The following is a 15,985-nucleotide window of genomic DNA, read 5'->3' as shown; positions in this document are numbered from 1 at the left end:
TATTTTACGTTAAAATAAGATGAATAACTGTTTTTTCGGTGTATTTTTGCAAAAATCCAAAAATAAACAATGTCTCAAAACACTTTAGAAATAGAAAGAGAAGAGAAAAAAGAACTTTATGCATACCAAAAAGGCGATATTGATGCCATTTTTGAACGTTTAGACAATGCTCCTTCGAAACATCATTTATTATATCAATTGCCTACTGGTGGAGGGAAAACAGTGATTTTTTCTGAAATAGTACGTCGTTATTTAGCTAATAATGATAAAAAAGTGGTGGTTTTAACGCATCGTATCGAACTTTGTAAACAAACCTCAAAAATGCTAAAAGGTTTTGGTGTTTCGAACAAAATCATTAACAGTAAAGTAAAAGAATTACCGGATCAAAACGAATTTTCTTGCTTTGTTGCCATGGTGGAGACTTTGAAAAACCGTATCAATGACGAAAAATTACACCTTGATAACATTGGTTTGGTTATTATCGATGAGGCGCACTACAATTCATTCAGAAAATTATTAAACTCATTCAAAAATGCTTTTATTCTTGGGGTAACAGCAACACCTTTGAGTTCGAATATAAAATTACCAATGCACCAGAGTTACGATGAACTTATTGTGGGAGACACCATTAGTTCATTGATAGACAAAGGTTTCCTTGCCCGTGCAACAACCTATAGTTATGATGTGGGATTAACATCATTAAAAGTAGGTATCAACGGAGATTACACCGTAAAATCATCAGATGATCTTTATACCAACACCATCATGCAGGAAAAATTACTGCATGCGTATACAGAACGTTCTCTTGGCAAAAAAACCCTGATTTTCAACAACGGTATTCATACCTCATTATATGTATATGAAACGTTTAGAGAAGCCGGTTACGACATCAGACACCTTGATAACACAAGTAGTTCAGAAGAACGTAAAGATATCCTGGCCTGGTTCAAAAAGACTCCGGATGCTATTCTAACCTCTGTAGGAATCTTAACCACAGGTTTTGATGAGCCAACAGTAGAGACTATTATCCTGAACAGAGCAACAAAATCGCTAACATTATACTACCAAATGATTGGTCGTGGATCTCGTAAATTACCTGGTAAAGACGAGTTTACAGTTATTGATTTGGGTAATAATGCAGCACGTTTTGGTTTATGGAGTGAGCCGGTAAACTGGCAGCACATCTTTAAATCACCAGAATTTTATTTAGAAAATCTACGTGATGATACCGAGATCGAATTGTATTTCAAATACAGTATGCCACCGGAATTGCGCGCCAAATTCGCCAAAACTGCCGATGTTACTTTTGATGTTGATGAAGAACATAAATTAATCATCAAACAAAATTTACGTTCCAAAGTAGTCTTAGACAAGTCATTAGAACAACACGCGGCAATGTGTGTAGACAATACAGAAACGCTGCAAGAAGCAAAATCATTAGGAAGAGAACTTGATGACGATATCGATTGTCGTATCAAACGCTATTCTAAATGTTTAAGCCAGTGCAGTAAAAACTACCGCGAATGGCTGGTTGACGATTATAAGCTTAAACTGGTACTATTAATAGGTAAAAAGTATCGCGAAAAAATCATGAACGAACCAGACGAAGATTAGAAAATTTGTTTCAGGTTTTTATTCTGAACATTTTTCGGTTTCAAGTTTCAGGTTGTCACGCTGAGCGAAGTCGAAGCGCGCATTCCAATTGGAATTTGGGATTTAAAGAAATTGCAATTTCCATTATTGACTTTATTGGAATTTCAAGAATTAGGAGCTGTTTCCTGCTGTCCACTGTATCTTTTATGCCGAACACCGGCACAAAAGGATGCCGCTCCCATCAGGGCTGGGGCTTTAGGTTTCATAAGAAGTAATAGTAAACATTTACACACATATATGTCATCCCACGTTCCTCGGGATGACAAAATTGAGAGAAAAAACAGAACCAAAGGTTCTAAAAAATCATTTTAATCTGAGTAATCTGTGGCAGAATCTAAAATCTAAAATCAGAACTCTACAATAATAAAAACAATGTCTAAACAATTCTCATCATTAGGAATTTCAGCACCAATTTTAAAAGCTTTAAGCGAATTGAACATTGTTGAACCAACAGAAATTCAACAAAAAACAATTCCGTTATTGCTTTCTGAAAGCCATGATGTTGTAGGTTTAGCCAAAACAGGAACCGGTAAAACAGCCGCTTTCGGATTACCATTATTGCAATTAATAGATACTGAATCTTCAATTGTACAAGCAGTAATTTTGGTACCAACCAGAGAACTTGGACAACAAATATTCAGAAACTTAGAAGATTTTGGAAAACATATTCCAAATATCTCAATAGCTTCAACTTGTGGCGGAATCCCAATAAAACCTCAAATTGAGCGTTTATCACAACCCACACATATAGTTGTAGCAACTCCGGGACGTTTAATCGATTTGATTCAGCGCAAGGCAATCGACTTAAAACAAGCACAATATTTAGTATTAGATGAAGCCGATGAAATGGTTTCAATCCTAAAAGAAAGTTTGGACGAAATCGTAGCCGAACTTCCTAAAAAGCACAGGACTTTATTATTCTCAGCAACTTTACCGGGAACAATCAAACAACTGATCCAGAATTACTTAAACAAAAACGTAGTTCAGGTCAGCGCCAATATGGAAACAGTTGGTAACCAAGGAATTGATCACGAATACATTGTAGTAGATCCAATCGAAAAACTGGATGTTTTAATGCATTTCCTAAACTCAAAAGACGGAGAACGCGGAATCATTTTCTGTAAAACCAAAGCTGCAGTAAACAAATTAGCTAAAAACTTAGCAATTAATCGTTTTTCTTCAGGAGCGCTTCACGGAAGTTTATCTCAGGGAATTCGTGACAGAATCATGGAGCAATTCCGTGAAGGACATATCAATATTCTAGTTGCAACCGATTTAGCTGCAAGAGGAATCGATGTAAAAGAAATTTCTTATGTCGTAAATTATCATTTGCCGGACACCTACGAAAACTATGTTCACCGTAGCGGAAGAACCGCAAGGGCAGGAGCAAAGGGGCTTTCTTTAACCGTTTTACAAGAAGAAGAAACAGCTGAAATTCCGGAATTCGAAAAAGAATTAGGTATTAAATTTAGTCAGTTTCAAAAACCTTCTGTAGTAAGTTTAGAAGAAAACAACACGCTTTTGTGGGCAAAACAAATCTTCAAAACAAAACCTAATCACGACATTTCGAACGATTTAAAAACAAAGGTAAAAACTGTTTTTCATCATCTTACTAAAGACGAATTAATTGAAAAATTGTTGGCCAATTATGTTTTGCAAAACAAGGTTGAAGTAACTGAAAAACCTGTTAAAAAATTCAAAAAGTAGCCACTTAATCTCCAGAATTTGCGAATTTATGTTGTATTTTTATAAGGTAATATTATCTTAAAAATACCACATACGCATGACTACTATCCAAATAAAAGAAATTTCGTTAAACGATATTGACCAATTACAAAAAATTGGAAGACAGACTTTTCAGGAGACATTTTCAGAATCAAATTCTGAAGAAAACATGAAGAATTATCTGGAAGAAGGTTTTTCTTCAGAAAAATTAACGAAAGAACTCACCAATAAAGATTCTCAGTTTTATTTTGCCACATTAGAAAACGAAGTAATTGGTTACTTAAAAGTAAATTTCGGAGAATCTCAAACAGAATTAAAAGGCGAAAAATCCCTTGAAATCGAGCGAATCTATGTTTCGAAAGAATTTCACGGAAAAAAAGTTGGACAATTACTATATGAAAAAGCTATCCAGGTAGCAAAGGACAAAAATGTTGACTATGTATGGTTAGGGGTCTGGGAAGAAAACCTCAGAGCGATCAGTTTCTACACAAAAAATGGTTTTATTGAATTTGACAAACACATTTTTAAATTAGGAAATGATGAGCAAACAGACATTATGATGAAGCTTAAATTGGCAAATTAATTCCGTAAGAATATAAAAGAAAACTCAAATGAGGTTTTATATATGAAATTATAATGTTAAATTTATAGAACTGCTCAGGCAGAAAAGTTTTACTCATGAATCCTACTTAAAAGACAACACATATGAATATAGTAATTATAGGAGGTGGTTTTGCAGGAATAAATCTCGCAAAAGAGCTTGTAGACCATCCTCAAATACAAGTAACACTTGTAGACAAAAACAATTATAATTTCTTTCCGCCACTTATATACCAGGTTGCTACCGCTTTTTTAGAACCATCAAGTATCAGTTATCCTTTTCGAAAATTCTTTGCAGGCAAAAAAAATCTTCAATTTCGTTTAGGCGAATTACTTTCTGTAGTTCCTGCCGAAAATAAAATAATCCTTAATAACGGCGAATTAACATACGATCATTTAGTTTTTGCTACCGGAGCCGAAACCAGCTATTTTGGCATGGAAAACGTAATGAAAAACGCCATTCCGATGAAAACGTTAAATGATGCCATCGAAATGCGTAATACATTGCTTAAAAACCTGGAGAAAGCCGCTATTACCAAAGATATTCGTAAACGCCGTAAATTGTTAACGATTGTGGTTGCCGGAGGAGGACCAACAGGAGTAGAGGTTTCAGGAATGTTTGCCGAAATGAGAAAAAATATACTCCTTAAGGAATATCCGGAATTAGAAACATCAGCCAGTAATGTGTATTTGGTCGATGGGGGAGACGCACTACTCGCTCCAATGAGCAAAGCTTCGCAAGAAGACACATTAGATGCCCTAACTAAATTAGGAGTTGTGGTTAAGCTACATACCCGCGTAGTCGATTATGTTGATGATACCGTACATTTTGAAAACGGAGAAACCATCAAAACAAAAAACTTAATTTGGGCTGCCGGAGTTTCTGCGAAACTTTTTGACGGAATTCCAAAGGAAAGTTATGGCCGCGGAAGACGTATGGCAACAGATCAGTATAATAAAGTAGATGGATTAATAAACATTTATGCTATTGGCGATACGGCCATTACAGCGGGCGATAAAAATTTTCCTGATGGGCATCCGCAAGTGGCTCAGGTTGCCATTCAGCAAGGATTAAATTTAGCCAAAAACTTTAAAGCATTGGTACAGAACAAACCTTTAAAACCTTTTGCTTATAACGACAAAGGCTCTATGGCTATCATTGGTAAAAATAAAGCCGTTGTAGATTTACCAAGTCCAAAATGGCATTTTAAAGGCTTCTTTGCATGGGTTATCTGGCTGTTTATCCACTTAATATCTTTAATCACTTACAGAAACAGATTAAATACATTTTGGAACTGGATGGTCGCTTATTTTGCAAGTGATCAATCATTGAGAATGATTATCAGACCAGATAAAAGACAACAAAGCGAATAGATGAATTTTAAACTTTCAATTTTTTTTAAATTCCAAATTCCAATATCAATAAATGCAAAAAGCCAGAATTATTAAATTCTGGCTTTTTTTATGCTCGTATATTGTCATTCCTCAAAATGACAATATTACATTAAAACTGGATTTATTCCACACAATTTATTGGAATTTGGAATTTCAAAAATTTGGATTTTTTAATTTAATGTCCTACCAAAACATCATCATCCTTAGAAACTTCAATTTTTTCTTTAATAAAACGTTTTCCGATATTTAAAACTATAAACGCGATAATCGTTGTTGATGTCATAATAAGAACCATTGGCGCTACTGAATCTTTTACAAAAACACCAACAGCAAACGAAGCCAATGCTCCCAAACCAAGCTGAATTGCACCCATAAGAGCAGAAGCACTTCCTGCGTTTTTAGCAAACGGTGCCATAGTAAGTCCCGCAGTATTTGGGTTTGAAATTCCTAAACATCCCAAAAACAAGAAAAGCATTGCTATGGTTTCGTATAATCCAAGTAAATTATTTGCAGCAAGTAGCAGAAAAATGATGGCAATGACAGATTGTGTAATCAATGCTCCAAAAATCATTTGCTGGCTTGAAAATTTCTTCAATAAAACTGAATTCAACTGACTCGAACCAATAAAACTTACCGACATAAAAGCAAAAATCCATCCATAGGTTTTTGCATCTACATGGTAAATATCCATAAAAATGATAGGCGAGGCCGCTACATAAGTAAATAAGCCCGAAAAAGAAATTGAACCTGTAAATGCATACGTAAAAAACTGAGGTTCTTTTAATACTTTTAAAAAGTTCGAAATGATTGGTTTTGGTTTTAATGAGATCGAAGTATCAGGTTTATAGCTGTTTGGCAAACCAACCTGAGCAGCAATTAAAATAGCGATTCCCATACACATTAGGATAAAAAATACAGTATGCCATCCATAATCTTCTGTAACATAACCACCAATTGTTGGCGCCAACATCGGCGAAAGCCCAAGAACCAGCATTAATAAAGAAAAAACTTTTGGTATATCTTTTACCGGAAATAAATCCCTAACCATTGCCACAGAAGCTACTGTTGCCGCACAGCTGCCAATTGCCTGAACAAATCGTAAAAGGATAAAAGAATCAATATCGGCTACATAAACACAACCTAATGAAGCTAATATGTAAACTAGAAGACCAATAAATAAAGGTTTTTTACGTCCAAAACGATCCAATAAAGGACCGTAAAGCAATTGTCCTGCAGAAATTCCGATAAAATAACTGGATAGACTCATCGATACTTTTGCAACAGTGGTATTTAGATCTTTGGCAATACCAGAGAAGCCAGGTAAATACATGTCGATCGAAAAAGGACCAAGTGCTGTTAAAGAACCTAAAATCAGAATGAGTTTAATATATTTTTTTGTTGTCATTTTCTTAAATAATTGCTTTTAATTTCCTGCAAAGGTAAATATTTAGTACCTTGTTATATAATCTTATGCATTTTTATATAAAAAGTGTATTGATTTTAAATCTAAAATTGAACTTCAATAATTGATTTTCAAACTAATCCTAAAAATTAAAATTTATGAAAAATTTCTCTTTACTATTCGCTCTTATTTTTACAACGCTTTCCTTCGCACAAACAATTACATCTAAGAAAGAAGATGCAACTGCTGAACAATACGCACTTCTTCAAAAAGTGAATGAGTATTATCCTGATATCACTTTAAACAAATCAGTTACCAACTTTTACGCAGATGGCAAAATCATTGATACTCAGCAGGAATTTAACTTAGATACATCGAAATTTTCAAGTTACAAGATTGGAATTGAGCCAGATAACAAAAAATTATTGTTTGAATATGTTTCTACTGAAACCGGGAAAGTTTATGGCGATGTTACCATTTTTAAAGGAAATGCTTTGAGAACCACTTTTTCAGAGAAAAACAATGAAATTAACGTAGCATTAAACGGAAAATCTGTTTATTTAAAAAAAATAAAATAATTCATTTTTATATTGAAAAGAAAAGCATTCACCACGGTGAATGCTTTTTTGGTTTATATTTGAAACAAATTAAAAAAACAAAGACAATTCCAATGAAAAAAATCATCCTTTTGTTGCTATTCATTTCTTTTTCAGCACATTCACAAACAAATCGATTTACAGGAACCTGGAGCACTGAAAATTGCAAGGATTGCAGCAAGGAATATGTTTTGACTTTAAACATAGCGCAATCAAACAGTAAAATATTCGGAACTGCAGAAATTACGAGTGCTCATGAAAAATTCGTTACCGGCGTTATGGAAGTTACCGGATATGTTTATGTACTTGGTGAAAAAGCTCAAATCAGCATGAAATCTAAAAATGGTTCGGTAAGCGCAGTACTGTACGCAAATGAAGGCGTAATACAATTTACTAAACGAGGCGGTTCTGATTTAGTTCCCAAAGAAACGATTCTAACGAAACTTTACGATTAAAATATTGAATCAAAGATAAGCTAAACAAGCTGTGAATGAGAGTGAGACTTTAAAGTATCAAATATGAAACACTTTATAAAACACAGAATTGACTAAGCCTTACCACTGCTATATTCAGTATTGCATTTGAACTATAATTTATAGTATGATTTGCAGTATGTCCAAGAAGATGTTAACAACTTTATTAACAGAATTTTTTACCCCTAATTTGTGGAAATTTAAAGATATAAAAAAAATGTGGACATAAAAAAACCCCGTTTTATTGGGGTTCATTTATTTATTCTTCTAAAATATCTTTGGGTAATGGTAAGCCTAAATCCTTAGCTACGGAATGAATATCTCGAAAGAAATGTATACTTGCACTACCTATTCCTATACATATTACATCAAATTGATTGTTACCAAGTTCATCTATCCTTAAATTATTAATAAGTAAAGATTTTCCTTTTGATTCATCTAAAGGAAAGCCAATTACTTTGTCAGAATAATATTTAAAAATTTTTACAGCATCTGAATGAGTGTACATAGTTTTTTTTTAAGAGTTTTTCAAATATAATAAAATTAACCTTTTACTTCATTGATTAATTTACCATCTACAAAATACTGCATTAAAGAATTTGCACCCACTAAACGATACAATGTTCTTACAGTCTTACCATCAAATATTCGCACATCTCCATAAGTCAAAATATCATCATTTGATAAAAACGTATAGGTTAAATGTCTTTTATCCATAATTGTCACATTATAGAGTTTAAACTTATTTGTATTTTGATAAATTAATTCCGAAGATAGAAATTCATTTACTTTTAAATTATTCTTATAATTGCTTTTGACCTCCTTAGAAATCATAATGTCAGGATAAAAAATATTTACCTGCTTAATTAAATCGTATTGCTCCAAGCTAATAGTTTCTTTTTTTTCTAAATATATCTTCATATCAGAATCCTGAGCAAAAGCAGGAATAGAAAACACTATAAAAAGTAATAAGGTAATTTTTTTCATATGGTATTTTTTTTGTGAGTTTATAATTACTAAAGATTTTCAAATATAGTGCCAATAATTTTAATTTCACTTTGTCAATTGCTATAAAAGAATAAATAATTATACCATTAAAAAGTTATAAATTGCAAAAAAATAATAATTATGCCAGCATACCTTTTTGACCAAGATTCTTCCGAGAAAAAATTAAAACAATTAATCGTGCTATATGATAAGTTTATGGAAGACCCTGATTCTTCAGAGAAAGCCTTACAAATTGCTACCGAAGCGTGGCATTTAACAGACTGGGTTCATAAAGAATTTCAAACAACTCATAATATAGATATTTTAGGTGATTTTCGTGAAACTCTTTATCCTTATTGCAATTCATTAAAAATAATGCATGATTTAGCAAATTCTAGCAAACATGGAGATACAAGTCGTCCAAAAGCTGGAATACAATCTGCATATTTATATGAGGGAGATTTTGACCCATCTGATTTTTCTATGGAAGAATTTGAAGTTAGCAGACTCGAAATCATTTTAACAGACAATAGCAAACTTTACTTTGATGAAGAGATAACAAAAGTAGTTGACTTTTGGAAAGATTATTTTAGAAATGAATTGAATATTACTTTATAAAAATAAATTAAGCCTTTGTAAATTAATACAAAGGCTTATCTATTACATATTCATTATAATATTGTCGAGAAATATATTTACCAGTTTTTCGATTGTAAATATTAATGTAGTGATAATCAAATCCGACATGTTTACACCAATTATGTAGGTAAAATATTGATTTACAAAACTCAACTTTTATAGGTCTAATATTTTTATCTTTATTAAAGATTGTACAGCTGTAAGGCGTTGGAGTATTATTAGCCATAAATATTGCTGATTTGTATCTCTACTTCATGAAGCAGGTTTTTAATCTTAAAACCACCGTTTACACAAACAAACGTTGACATATCAAATTCACCTTTTTTAATGATACTTGTACCAACTTCTATGTAATTGACTAATACCCAAAATTCATTGGTTCGAATATCTGTAAAAATCCAAACTGCCAAGCCATAAGGATATGACGTTTTTGTAGTAGTCATTTTTATGTAATAATCGCCAAACTGAACAATACCACCATTATTCTGAACAGGAAAAGAACTAACTAAATCATAACCATTTCTAATGTAATTTGGGCTTTCTCCCTGAAAGTCCACACTATCCAAATGGGTAGAGTTTCTATAAGTGTCAATTCCGAGAGTGTAAAATTTATTATCTCCCTGAATTGTTCCCAATCTCATAAATGAGTAAACCCTTGTATCTACTTGATAACCTGAACCCGCAGTAAATCGACCATCTAAACGAAATTGAGGTAATTTATATTCTTTAAGATATCTTAATGGTTTTTTCTGAAAATCGCTAAAGTTTGAAATCTCAACACTACTTGAACCACTTGAATAAGGAACACTTAAATAAATTTCCGTAAATGCAGTAGCAAAATAATTCTCTGGAATTACATTTAAATCAACATTCCCTAAATCATTAATAACCGAAAGCATAGGTAAACTATCGTAATTTATAAAATCAACACCTTGAACACGTTTATTATCAATGAATACTGATAATATAAAAAATGGCGTCTGAATACCTCTTACAGAATATCCCTCAAATGCTTCAAGTTCTTTTACTTTAACCGCATAAGTATCATCTATATATTGAATAAAGTTCATATCTGATTAATTAAATAACGGAACTTTTTTCAAGTCCGAGGTTGATAAATATTTTTTCAAATCAGCCTTTAAATCACGTCTTGTAATAACATAATAACAGCCAATTACTAAAGGAACAGTTGTAACTTGTTTTACTTTCAATAACTCGTTAATTGTTTCCTTTTCATTTTCGAAATTAGAAAACGGCTCAGTTATCCAAGTGTACCAAGGTGAATCTTTCGTTTGCTTATTTGTTCCCAACCATACCGCCAATGATTCTGCAATGTCGTGAACTTCTTTACGAGGTGTAATTTTGTTCAATTCAATTTCTTTTGTCATTGGATTAGAAACCGCAATTTTTAAATCTTTTTCTGCATCTTCCAAAGCTTTTTCCTCAGCGTCTTGTGTGAATTTAGCATACCATTTTTTTAACAATGGATAACACACAATTATACCCACGCATAAAAGCCAGTATTTTTGCAGAAAATCAAAGAGCCAAACAGTATTGGCTTGGCTCTTTGTTCTATTAACTATCTCTCTTTGAGCCATAATTATTTTTTCTTAAATAATTTATAAGCTAAAAGTCCTGCTACAGCTACTAATACAACATTTGCTATAGCTTTATTGTTTGCGTAAAAAAGTTTGATTTTATCTAACATCTTGTTTAAATTTTGAATTAATAATTTTTATCTTTTTGGGCGTTTGTTTAGACTGTAACGCTGTAAACAGTATAAAAAAAAAGCAGTACAGGAATAATCAAATAATTGAATTTGAATTTCTTTTTAGCCGTTACCGTAACGGTTGCAAGATTGTAATCTCCCATAATATCAATAGCATCCTGAATGTCCGAATCGTAAATTAAATTATGATCAGGCGAGCATTCATGTTTAATAATTGCCCTTGCAATGACTAAGTAAAACTTTGCATCTACAATTTTGATTGTTTGGTCAGGGTCTAAGCCTACAGCTTTTGAAATAACTTCAATATACTTTTGTGTATCATTTTCAAATGGCGGTGCATATTCAGTTATAAGCTTTCTTACTGTATTCTTTCCTTTATCAATGTCATTTGTCAAATCTCGTAACATGGCACGGATACCAAATTTCACTTCTGTAAACTGTTCAAAATGTTTATCGGTATTTTGAGCATTTGGAATTTTTCCCTGCCAAGCAATATTGGTCAAAACCAAGTTACCCGGATTATTATTTCGAATACCTCGAGTTAATTCTTTTCTGCCTAAATAATTACTCATTTTCTTCTGTAATTAAAGGTTTAGCACCTGTTTGCGGTTCATCCTTTCCGAAATCAAGTTTGCCTAATTCGTCAGAAACTACCTGAATACCTTTTAAAATAGCTGTTACAACAGCACCATATTTAACGATAATACCAATTATCGAAACAATTCCCTTCAAATTTTTCATTACTTATTTTGTTTTAATTGTTTTCTTTTTTCTAAATACTCTTTGAGTAAATCCACCCCCTCATGGAGTATAAGAGGGAGGAATTTTAATATGACCTTAAACATTAGTTCGAGCGAATAAATGTACCTGCGTAACCTCCGTTTTTTGCACGTGGGTTAATGACAAAAGCCATGCTGTCAATTACAACTTTACCGCCATTTTTCTGCATTGTACCCCAGTGGAAAGATTGAACACCCGTTTTAGTGTTAGTAAAAGTGCATGCTACAGAACCAAACCAACCTTTTTCTGAAAGATTTGATTTAGTAGTTGTTACACATTTAATTGCAATCAATTCTCCCTTAGACAATCTCCAACCAGTTGTTAAATGCTGTTCAACACCTTTATTTGGTCCTGAAACAGGCATATAAGTAGTAGACTTAGCACCTGAATGTTTAACTTTTTGTTGGTTATTATTGTTATTATAATTCTGATTATTAGAATTATAATTCTTTTTATTTTGTGCCATTACTTTATAATGTGTTTAATTAATAATATGATTTCAGCAAGTTTTTTAATTATGATTACTGCCGAATCTATCAGAAATACAATAAGATAGATTCGATAGTAATTTTTCGGCTTGCTATCTTTTTCTTGCAACTCTTCTTCCTGAATTATTGCGGTCACGTCTTAAAAACCAAATCAATGCAATAAGACCAGCGACAGCACCTAAAACAATTTTCCAGTTTCTTTGAAACCAAACCTTAATAGTTGAACTTACTACAGTAGCACCAACCTGACCGCTTCCCTGAACAAATCCAGTACTTAAACCGTCATTAATCCCAGTTGTTACGGCTTTTGCGAAAATCTGAGAACCTGCATTTGCTACAGCACCAGCCGTTTGACTTGCTACAGCTAAAGCTTGCTGATTATTATATTCAGCTTGCGCCGCATTGTTTGCTTTTTTTGCTTCGTGGGCATCTTGCAAATTCTGCGAGATGTTTTGAACCGCTCCACCAACGAAAGGTATTGCGCCCATAATAGGAGTAGCGACCTTTACCAAATTTTTGAACGAAACATTTTTCTTAATCGCTGTTCCAATTTTTTTGAAAAATCCCATAGCTTACACAGTTTTTAAACATCTTACGACGAAATTAATAATTGAGCCTTGCGACTTATTGATTTCAATACCAACCACAGCCACTAAAGGCAAGGTTAATCTATCCGTCAAACCTTGAAGGACTTTTCCATCTGCCAAAACAGCTTGAACTGGGTCAATATCACGGCTTAAAGTTTGCAATTCAAATGGAAGATATTTTACAACCTGACCATTTGAGTACTGATAAGACAAATCACTTACTGAATCGTCAACAGTCATAACAGCCAAATCAAATCCCTGAACATCTATTTTTTTGTTGAACTCCTCTGATGCAACAGATTTTTGTTCGAAGAAAAATAAATTGTTGGTTTGTTGTGGCTCTTCAATACCGTGTAAATCGTAACGTTTATCTGCAATTAAATCTTCAAGAGTAATTTTAATACTCTCTTTATCTGCAAGATAAATTGAACCTTCGTCTGCCAATTCGCATAATGCAATCAGGGCATTATCAGCATCGGATTGAGTGTTTTCAGTTCCGTAGGTACTTGCTAAAATGAAATCTTTAAGCAACACTTTGTTTGCTAAAATGACATTCGAACCGTTTCCACGCTCAATGTAAATACTAATTTTTTCAGTTGTTAAGGCTGATAAAGCCAAATCACTTGAAAGAATTAAAGCACCGATTGCTTTTGTTACTTGTAATTCTGGCGATTTTGTAACGCCTGTAATAGTTGCAATTTTCATTTGTTATAAATTTTATTTGTTTAATTTCTTTCACAAAGGTTATTGCAACTATTATTCGACGTTCCCTAAAATTCCCTATAATTCCCTATTTTTTCCTAATTTTCCCTATAATATGCCGTAGTTTATTAAGTCTTGAACGGTTAAATAGTTCCTTTTTAAAGCAAGAGAATCAATAATTGTTTGATATTCTTTACAAGCAGTTTTATAGCTTAATTCAAGAATATGCATTAACTGGGTTTTAGTTACTTTTTGGCTTGTATTCTGTGTTTTCATGGCTTATAGAAATAAAAGTTGATGTTCGTGGAATAATTCAGAATCAAAATCATTTACTAATTTTTCCTTTGTTCTAAATTCGTGCAGATAGAAATGTAATTTGTTTTGAAACCAATTCATAAGTGGTTTTTCTGTAATCATATCTAAATCTTCAAGTAAAAGATTTAGAGCAACGATATAAGATATATCCTGATTGTTTGCGTAATATTCTCTAAATAGAGATTTTGCAAGACGTTTTTTAATTGTTGTCGAAGAAAGAACAACCTTTTTTAAACGTTTGATTATAGGATTGAATTTTGTTATTTGAGATTGTAAAAAATCAAAGTCGAACAAAACGATAAGCTTTTCTTTATTGATTTGACTTTTACCAGTATTCTCACGAAGTTCAAAAAAACCTTTATTTGCAATTTTTAATAATTCATAAAGGTTTGCTTTATCAAAAATACCCCAAGTCATTGTCTGACTGATATTTAAATCTAATTTTGAATATTCATTTAAACCTCTAAAAAACGCTGAATTTAACTGATATTCAAAACGCCAAACATTGTCATTTTTCAAACCATTATTTGCGTAATATTCGTTTATATATGGTTTTTCAGTCAGTTGCAACGACAGCGTTTTGTTATAGCATCGTATTATTTTGTCAGATGTTCTTTTCCCAATTTGGAAACCGTTAAGTATTGATTTTCCTTTATAGGTTTCAAAATAGCTTTGTAAATTTTTAGGACGCCCCGAAATAAGGTAGTTACCTGCAACAACATTACTATATAAATTACGGTAAGAATTGTTGATATCAGACTTATCAAGGCAGATATCCAGTCTATTAACAGACTTAAATATGTAGTTTGTTTCATCGCAAAAAGCATTTATGACACCTCTTAAGGCATCGTTAGACAATGTGTAAAATAGATTGTTTTCGAATTGTAGTTGTGCAAATTGTTCGCTCATAATTGCCGAGCGTGGTATTGCTGTATAAATTCCAATTTTTAAATCTTCATAATATAAATCTGCTCTAAGCTCAAAAATCTTAGTTCCGTATTCATAAGGTTTTAGGCGAAACTTTGAATGTTCGGGAAATTCTCCAAACGGCTGACCCTCTAGATTGATAATTAAGTAGTCTATATTTATAAGAGTAGGTTTTAAATTATTGTTTTTGAATTTAGTTTGGGCTTGATGCCTTTCTTTATATGAAATCATTGTTTTTTAGTAGGTTTGAGTGAGTTAGTTGCCGTTATACCCTACGGCAACAATTGAAAAATCGAAAGGGGAGTAGCAAAAAATTAATTTTCCGAATCCTGCCAAAGTGAATAATGATTTTTAGGTAAATCATTTATTGTAAATTCTTTCTTTGATATAGCTTCGGTTATTTTCTTTTCAACTTAACAAAATTTGTTTTTATAGTTTGAAATCTCAGAATTAAAAAAAACATTTATCTGCTGACCAATTTTTTTAATTTCTCTAATTGTAAAATCATGCTGATGTTTAAGACCAAGTAAGTCGACAGTTTCTACAGGATATTTTGAATACTCGTTTAAATCATGATTTAAACCAGCTAATTCCAAGAGTAAATTTTCTCGTTTTTGAATTAAAAGTATAATTGTTGACATATATTAAGGTGTTAAAAGATTATGTTTAAGAAGTTTTGTAATAAGCGTTTTCTGAGAATTGCAGTAAAAAATAAATTCATGAACACAAAAAGATTGTGTTACTATAAAGCAATCCGTACAAACTTTAATTGTAATTCCTATATTTGAACCACGGATTCTTAGAAATAATGTTTTAAACTTTAAATGAGAGGTTTTGCAAAATGGGCGCATTTTTTTTAAAAATGTTTTTGCATTGAAATTTGTGTGACGCATCTTGTTTAATTCTACAAGTAATAGAGTGTAATTCTCTAAAGAAGATCGTTTTAAAGCCATTTGGTATAGTTAATAAGTTATACCACAAATGAAC

19 protein-coding genes are annotated in these 15,985 nt (G+C 32.3%); 7 read left to right on the top strand and 12 right to left on the bottom strand.

Annotation, left to right across the window (positions count from 1 at the left end; genetic code table 11):
* Positions 1 to 69 precede the first annotated feature (69 nt).
* The 4 genes from FLP_RS14345 to FLP_RS14330 all read left to right on the top strand — a co-directional run bounded on the left by FLP_RS14345 (position 70) and on the right by FLP_RS14330 (position 5,352).
* Complete coding sequence (locus FLP_RS14345) at positions 70 to 1,614, top strand: DEAD/DEAH box helicase (RefSeq protein ID WP_065450162.1); 1,545 nt, start codon at positions 70 to 72, stop codon at positions 1,612 to 1,614.
* A gap of 411 nt (positions 1,615 to 2,025) precedes the next feature.
* Complete coding sequence (locus tag FLP_RS14340; protein WP_065450161.1) at positions 2,026 to 3,360, top strand: DEAD/DEAH box helicase; 1,335 nt, start codon at positions 2,026 to 2,028, stop codon at positions 3,358 to 3,360.
* Between the two features lie 76 nt (positions 3,361 to 3,436).
* Positions 3,437 to 3,961, top strand: a complete 525-nt coding sequence (locus FLP_RS14335) for a GNAT family N-acetyltransferase (protein WP_065450160.1) — start codon at positions 3,437 to 3,439, stop codon at positions 3,959 to 3,961.
* A gap of 122 nt (positions 3,962 to 4,083) precedes the next feature.
* Positions 4,084 to 5,352, top strand: a complete 1,269-nt coding sequence (locus tag FLP_RS14330; protein WP_065450159.1) for an NAD(P)/FAD-dependent oxidoreductase — start codon at positions 4,084 to 4,086, stop codon at positions 5,350 to 5,352.
* Between the two features lie 196 nt (positions 5,353 to 5,548).
* Here FLP_RS14330 and FLP_RS14325 read toward each other — a convergent pair whose 3' ends face one another.
* Positions 5,549 to 6,778, bottom strand: coding sequence for a multidrug effflux MFS transporter (locus tag FLP_RS14325; RefSeq protein WP_065450158.1), 1,230 nt, complete (start codon positions 6,776 to 6,778; stop codon positions 5,549 to 5,551).
* 155 nt (positions 6,779 to 6,933) lie between these two features.
* On the opposite strand from FLP_RS14325, the gene FLP_RS14320 reads away from it, so the two are divergent.
* Together FLP_RS14320 and FLP_RS14315 are read left to right on the top strand one after the other, a co-directional pair.
* Entirely contained in the window at positions 6,934 to 7,353 is a 420-nt protein-coding gene (locus tag FLP_RS14320) for a hypothetical protein (protein ID WP_065450157.1), read from the top strand.
* 92 nt (positions 7,354 to 7,445) lie between these two features.
* Positions 7,446 to 7,826: a hypothetical protein gene (locus tag FLP_RS14315; RefSeq protein ID WP_065450156.1), complete on the top strand. Its 381-nt coding sequence runs from the start codon at positions 7,446 to 7,448 to the stop codon at positions 7,824 to 7,826.
* A 277-nt stretch (positions 7,827 to 8,103) separates the two neighbouring features.
* Here FLP_RS14315 and FLP_RS14310 read toward each other — a convergent pair whose 3' ends face one another.
* Positions 8,104 to 8,352, bottom strand: a complete 249-nt coding sequence (locus FLP_RS14310) for a hypothetical protein (RefSeq protein WP_065450155.1) — start codon at positions 8,350 to 8,352, stop codon at positions 8,104 to 8,106.
* A 35-nt stretch (positions 8,353 to 8,387) separates the two neighbouring features.
* Positions 8,388 to 8,831: a hypothetical protein gene (locus FLP_RS14305; protein WP_065450154.1), complete on the bottom strand. Its 444-nt coding sequence runs from the start codon at positions 8,829 to 8,831 to the stop codon at positions 8,388 to 8,390.
* A gap of 141 nt (positions 8,832 to 8,972) precedes the next feature.
* Between FLP_RS14305 and FLP_RS14300 the strand changes: the two genes are divergently transcribed.
* On the top strand, positions 8,973 to 9,449 hold the full coding sequence (locus tag FLP_RS14300; RefSeq protein WP_065450153.1) for a hypothetical protein: 477 nt from the start codon (positions 8,973 to 8,975) through the stop codon (positions 9,447 to 9,449).
* A gap of 239 nt (positions 9,450 to 9,688) precedes the next feature.
* Here FLP_RS14300 and FLP_RS14295 read toward each other — a convergent pair whose 3' ends face one another.
* From FLP_RS14295 to FLP_RS14260, 9 genes are all read right to left on the bottom strand, one after another.
* Complete coding sequence (locus FLP_RS14295) at positions 9,689 to 10,540, bottom strand: hypothetical protein (protein WP_065450152.1); 852 nt, start codon at positions 10,538 to 10,540, stop codon at positions 9,689 to 9,691.
* 6 nt (positions 10,541 to 10,546) lie between these two features.
* On the bottom strand, positions 10,547 to 11,068 hold the full coding sequence (locus tag FLP_RS14290) for a hypothetical protein (protein ID WP_065450151.1): 522 nt from the start codon (positions 11,066 to 11,068) through the stop codon (positions 10,547 to 10,549).
* A gap of 157 nt (positions 11,069 to 11,225) precedes the next feature.
* Positions 11,226 to 11,771 (bottom strand): hypothetical protein, encoded by a 546-nt coding sequence (locus FLP_RS14285; RefSeq protein WP_065450150.1) that lies wholly within the window; start codon positions 11,769 to 11,771, stop codon positions 11,226 to 11,228.
* On the bottom strand, positions 11,764 to 11,940 hold the full coding sequence (locus tag FLP_RS25525) for a hypothetical protein (protein ID WP_165606681.1): 177 nt from the start codon (positions 11,938 to 11,940) through the stop codon (positions 11,764 to 11,766). The genes FLP_RS14285 and FLP_RS25525 overlap by 8 nt, the downstream gene beginning before the upstream one ends.
* Positions 11,941 to 12,043: 103 nt before the next feature.
* A complete protein-coding gene (locus FLP_RS14280) occupies positions 12,044 to 12,445 on the bottom strand; it encodes a hypothetical protein (RefSeq protein WP_065450149.1) in 402 nt (133 codons plus the stop codon).
* Between the two features lie 114 nt (positions 12,446 to 12,559).
* A complete protein-coding gene (locus FLP_RS14275) occupies positions 12,560 to 13,036 on the bottom strand; it encodes a hypothetical protein (RefSeq protein WP_065450148.1) in 477 nt (158 codons plus the stop codon).
* Positions 13,037 to 13,039: 3 nt separating this feature from the next.
* Positions 13,040 to 13,759, bottom strand: coding sequence for a hypothetical protein (locus FLP_RS14270; protein WP_065450147.1), 720 nt, complete (start codon positions 13,757 to 13,759; stop codon positions 13,040 to 13,042).
* 276 nt (positions 13,760 to 14,035) lie between these two features.
* Positions 14,036 to 15,229 (bottom strand): hypothetical protein, encoded by a 1,194-nt coding sequence (locus tag FLP_RS14265; protein ID WP_065450146.1) that lies wholly within the window; start codon positions 15,227 to 15,229, stop codon positions 14,036 to 14,038.
* A 182-nt stretch (positions 15,230 to 15,411) separates the two neighbouring features.
* Entirely contained in the window at positions 15,412 to 15,639 is a 228-nt protein-coding gene (locus FLP_RS14260) for a hypothetical protein (RefSeq protein ID WP_065450145.1), read from the bottom strand.
* Positions 15,640 to 15,985: the final 346 nt, after the last annotated feature.

The sequence above is a fragment of the Flavobacterium piscis genome (genome assembly GCF_001686925.1).
In the GTDB taxonomy this organism is placed as follows: domain Bacteria; phylum Bacteroidota; class Bacteroidia; order Flavobacteriales; family Flavobacteriaceae; genus Flavobacterium; species Flavobacterium piscis.
This window is presented reverse-complemented; position numbering and strand designations above follow the sequence as displayed.

Excerpts from the sequence above, each read along its gene's own strand:
- FLP_RS14345 (WP_065450162.1), top strand. The coding sequence starts at position 70 with ATGTCTCAAAACACTTTAGAAATAGAAAGAGAAGAGAAAAAAGAACTT.
- FLP_RS14340 (WP_065450161.1), top strand. The coding sequence starts at position 2,026 with ATGTCTAAACAATTCTCATCATTAGGAATTTCAGCACCAATTTTAAAA.
- FLP_RS14335 (WP_065450160.1), top strand. The coding sequence starts at position 3,437 with ATGACTACTATCCAAATAAAAGAAATTTCGTTAAACGATATTGACCAA.
- FLP_RS14330 (WP_065450159.1), top strand. The coding sequence starts at position 4,084 with ATGAATATAGTAATTATAGGAGGTGGTTTTGCAGGAATAAATCTCGCA.
- FLP_RS14325 (WP_065450158.1), bottom strand. The coding sequence starts at position 6,778 with ATGACAACAAAAAAATATATTAAACTCATTCTGATTTTAGGTTCTTTA.
- FLP_RS14320 (WP_065450157.1), top strand. The coding sequence starts at position 6,934 with ATGAAAAATTTCTCTTTACTATTCGCTCTTATTTTTACAACGCTTTCC.
- FLP_RS14315 (WP_065450156.1), top strand. The coding sequence starts at position 7,446 with ATGAAAAAAATCATCCTTTTGTTGCTATTCATTTCTTTTTCAGCACAT.
- FLP_RS14310 (WP_065450155.1), bottom strand. The coding sequence starts at position 8,352 with ATGTACACTCATTCAGATGCTGTAAAAATTTTTAAATATTATTCTGAC.
- FLP_RS14305 (WP_065450154.1), bottom strand. The coding sequence starts at position 8,831 with ATGAAAAAAATTACCTTATTACTTTTTATAGTGTTTTCTATTCCTGCT.
- FLP_RS14300 (WP_065450153.1), top strand. The coding sequence starts at position 8,973 with ATGCCAGCATACCTTTTTGACCAAGATTCTTCCGAGAAAAAATTAAAA.
- FLP_RS14295 (WP_065450152.1), bottom strand. The coding sequence starts at position 10,540 with ATGAACTTTATTCAATATATAGATGATACTTATGCGGTTAAAGTAAAA.
- FLP_RS14290 (WP_065450151.1), bottom strand. The coding sequence starts at position 11,068 with ATGGCTCAAAGAGAGATAGTTAATAGAACAAAGAGCCAAGCCAATACT.
- FLP_RS14285 (WP_065450150.1), bottom strand. The coding sequence starts at position 11,771 with ATGAGTAATTATTTAGGCAGAAAAGAATTAACTCGAGGTATTCGAAAT.
- FLP_RS25525 (WP_165606681.1), bottom strand. The coding sequence starts at position 11,940 with ATGAAAAATTTGAAGGGAATTGTTTCGATAATTGGTATTATCGTTAAA.
- FLP_RS14280 (WP_065450149.1), bottom strand. The coding sequence starts at position 12,445 with ATGGCACAAAATAAAAAGAATTATAATTCTAATAATCAGAATTATAAT.
- FLP_RS14275 (WP_065450148.1), bottom strand. The coding sequence starts at position 13,036 with ATGGGATTTTTCAAAAAAATTGGAACAGCGATTAAGAAAAATGTTTCG.
- FLP_RS14270 (WP_065450147.1), bottom strand. The coding sequence starts at position 13,759 with ATGAAAATTGCAACTATTACAGGCGTTACAAAATCGCCAGAATTACAA.
- FLP_RS14265 (WP_065450146.1), bottom strand. The coding sequence starts at position 15,229 with ATGATTTCATATAAAGAAAGGCATCAAGCCCAAACTAAATTCAAAAAC.
- FLP_RS14260 (WP_065450145.1), bottom strand. The coding sequence starts at position 15,639 with ATGTCAACAATTATACTTTTAATTCAAAAACGAGAAAATTTACTCTTG.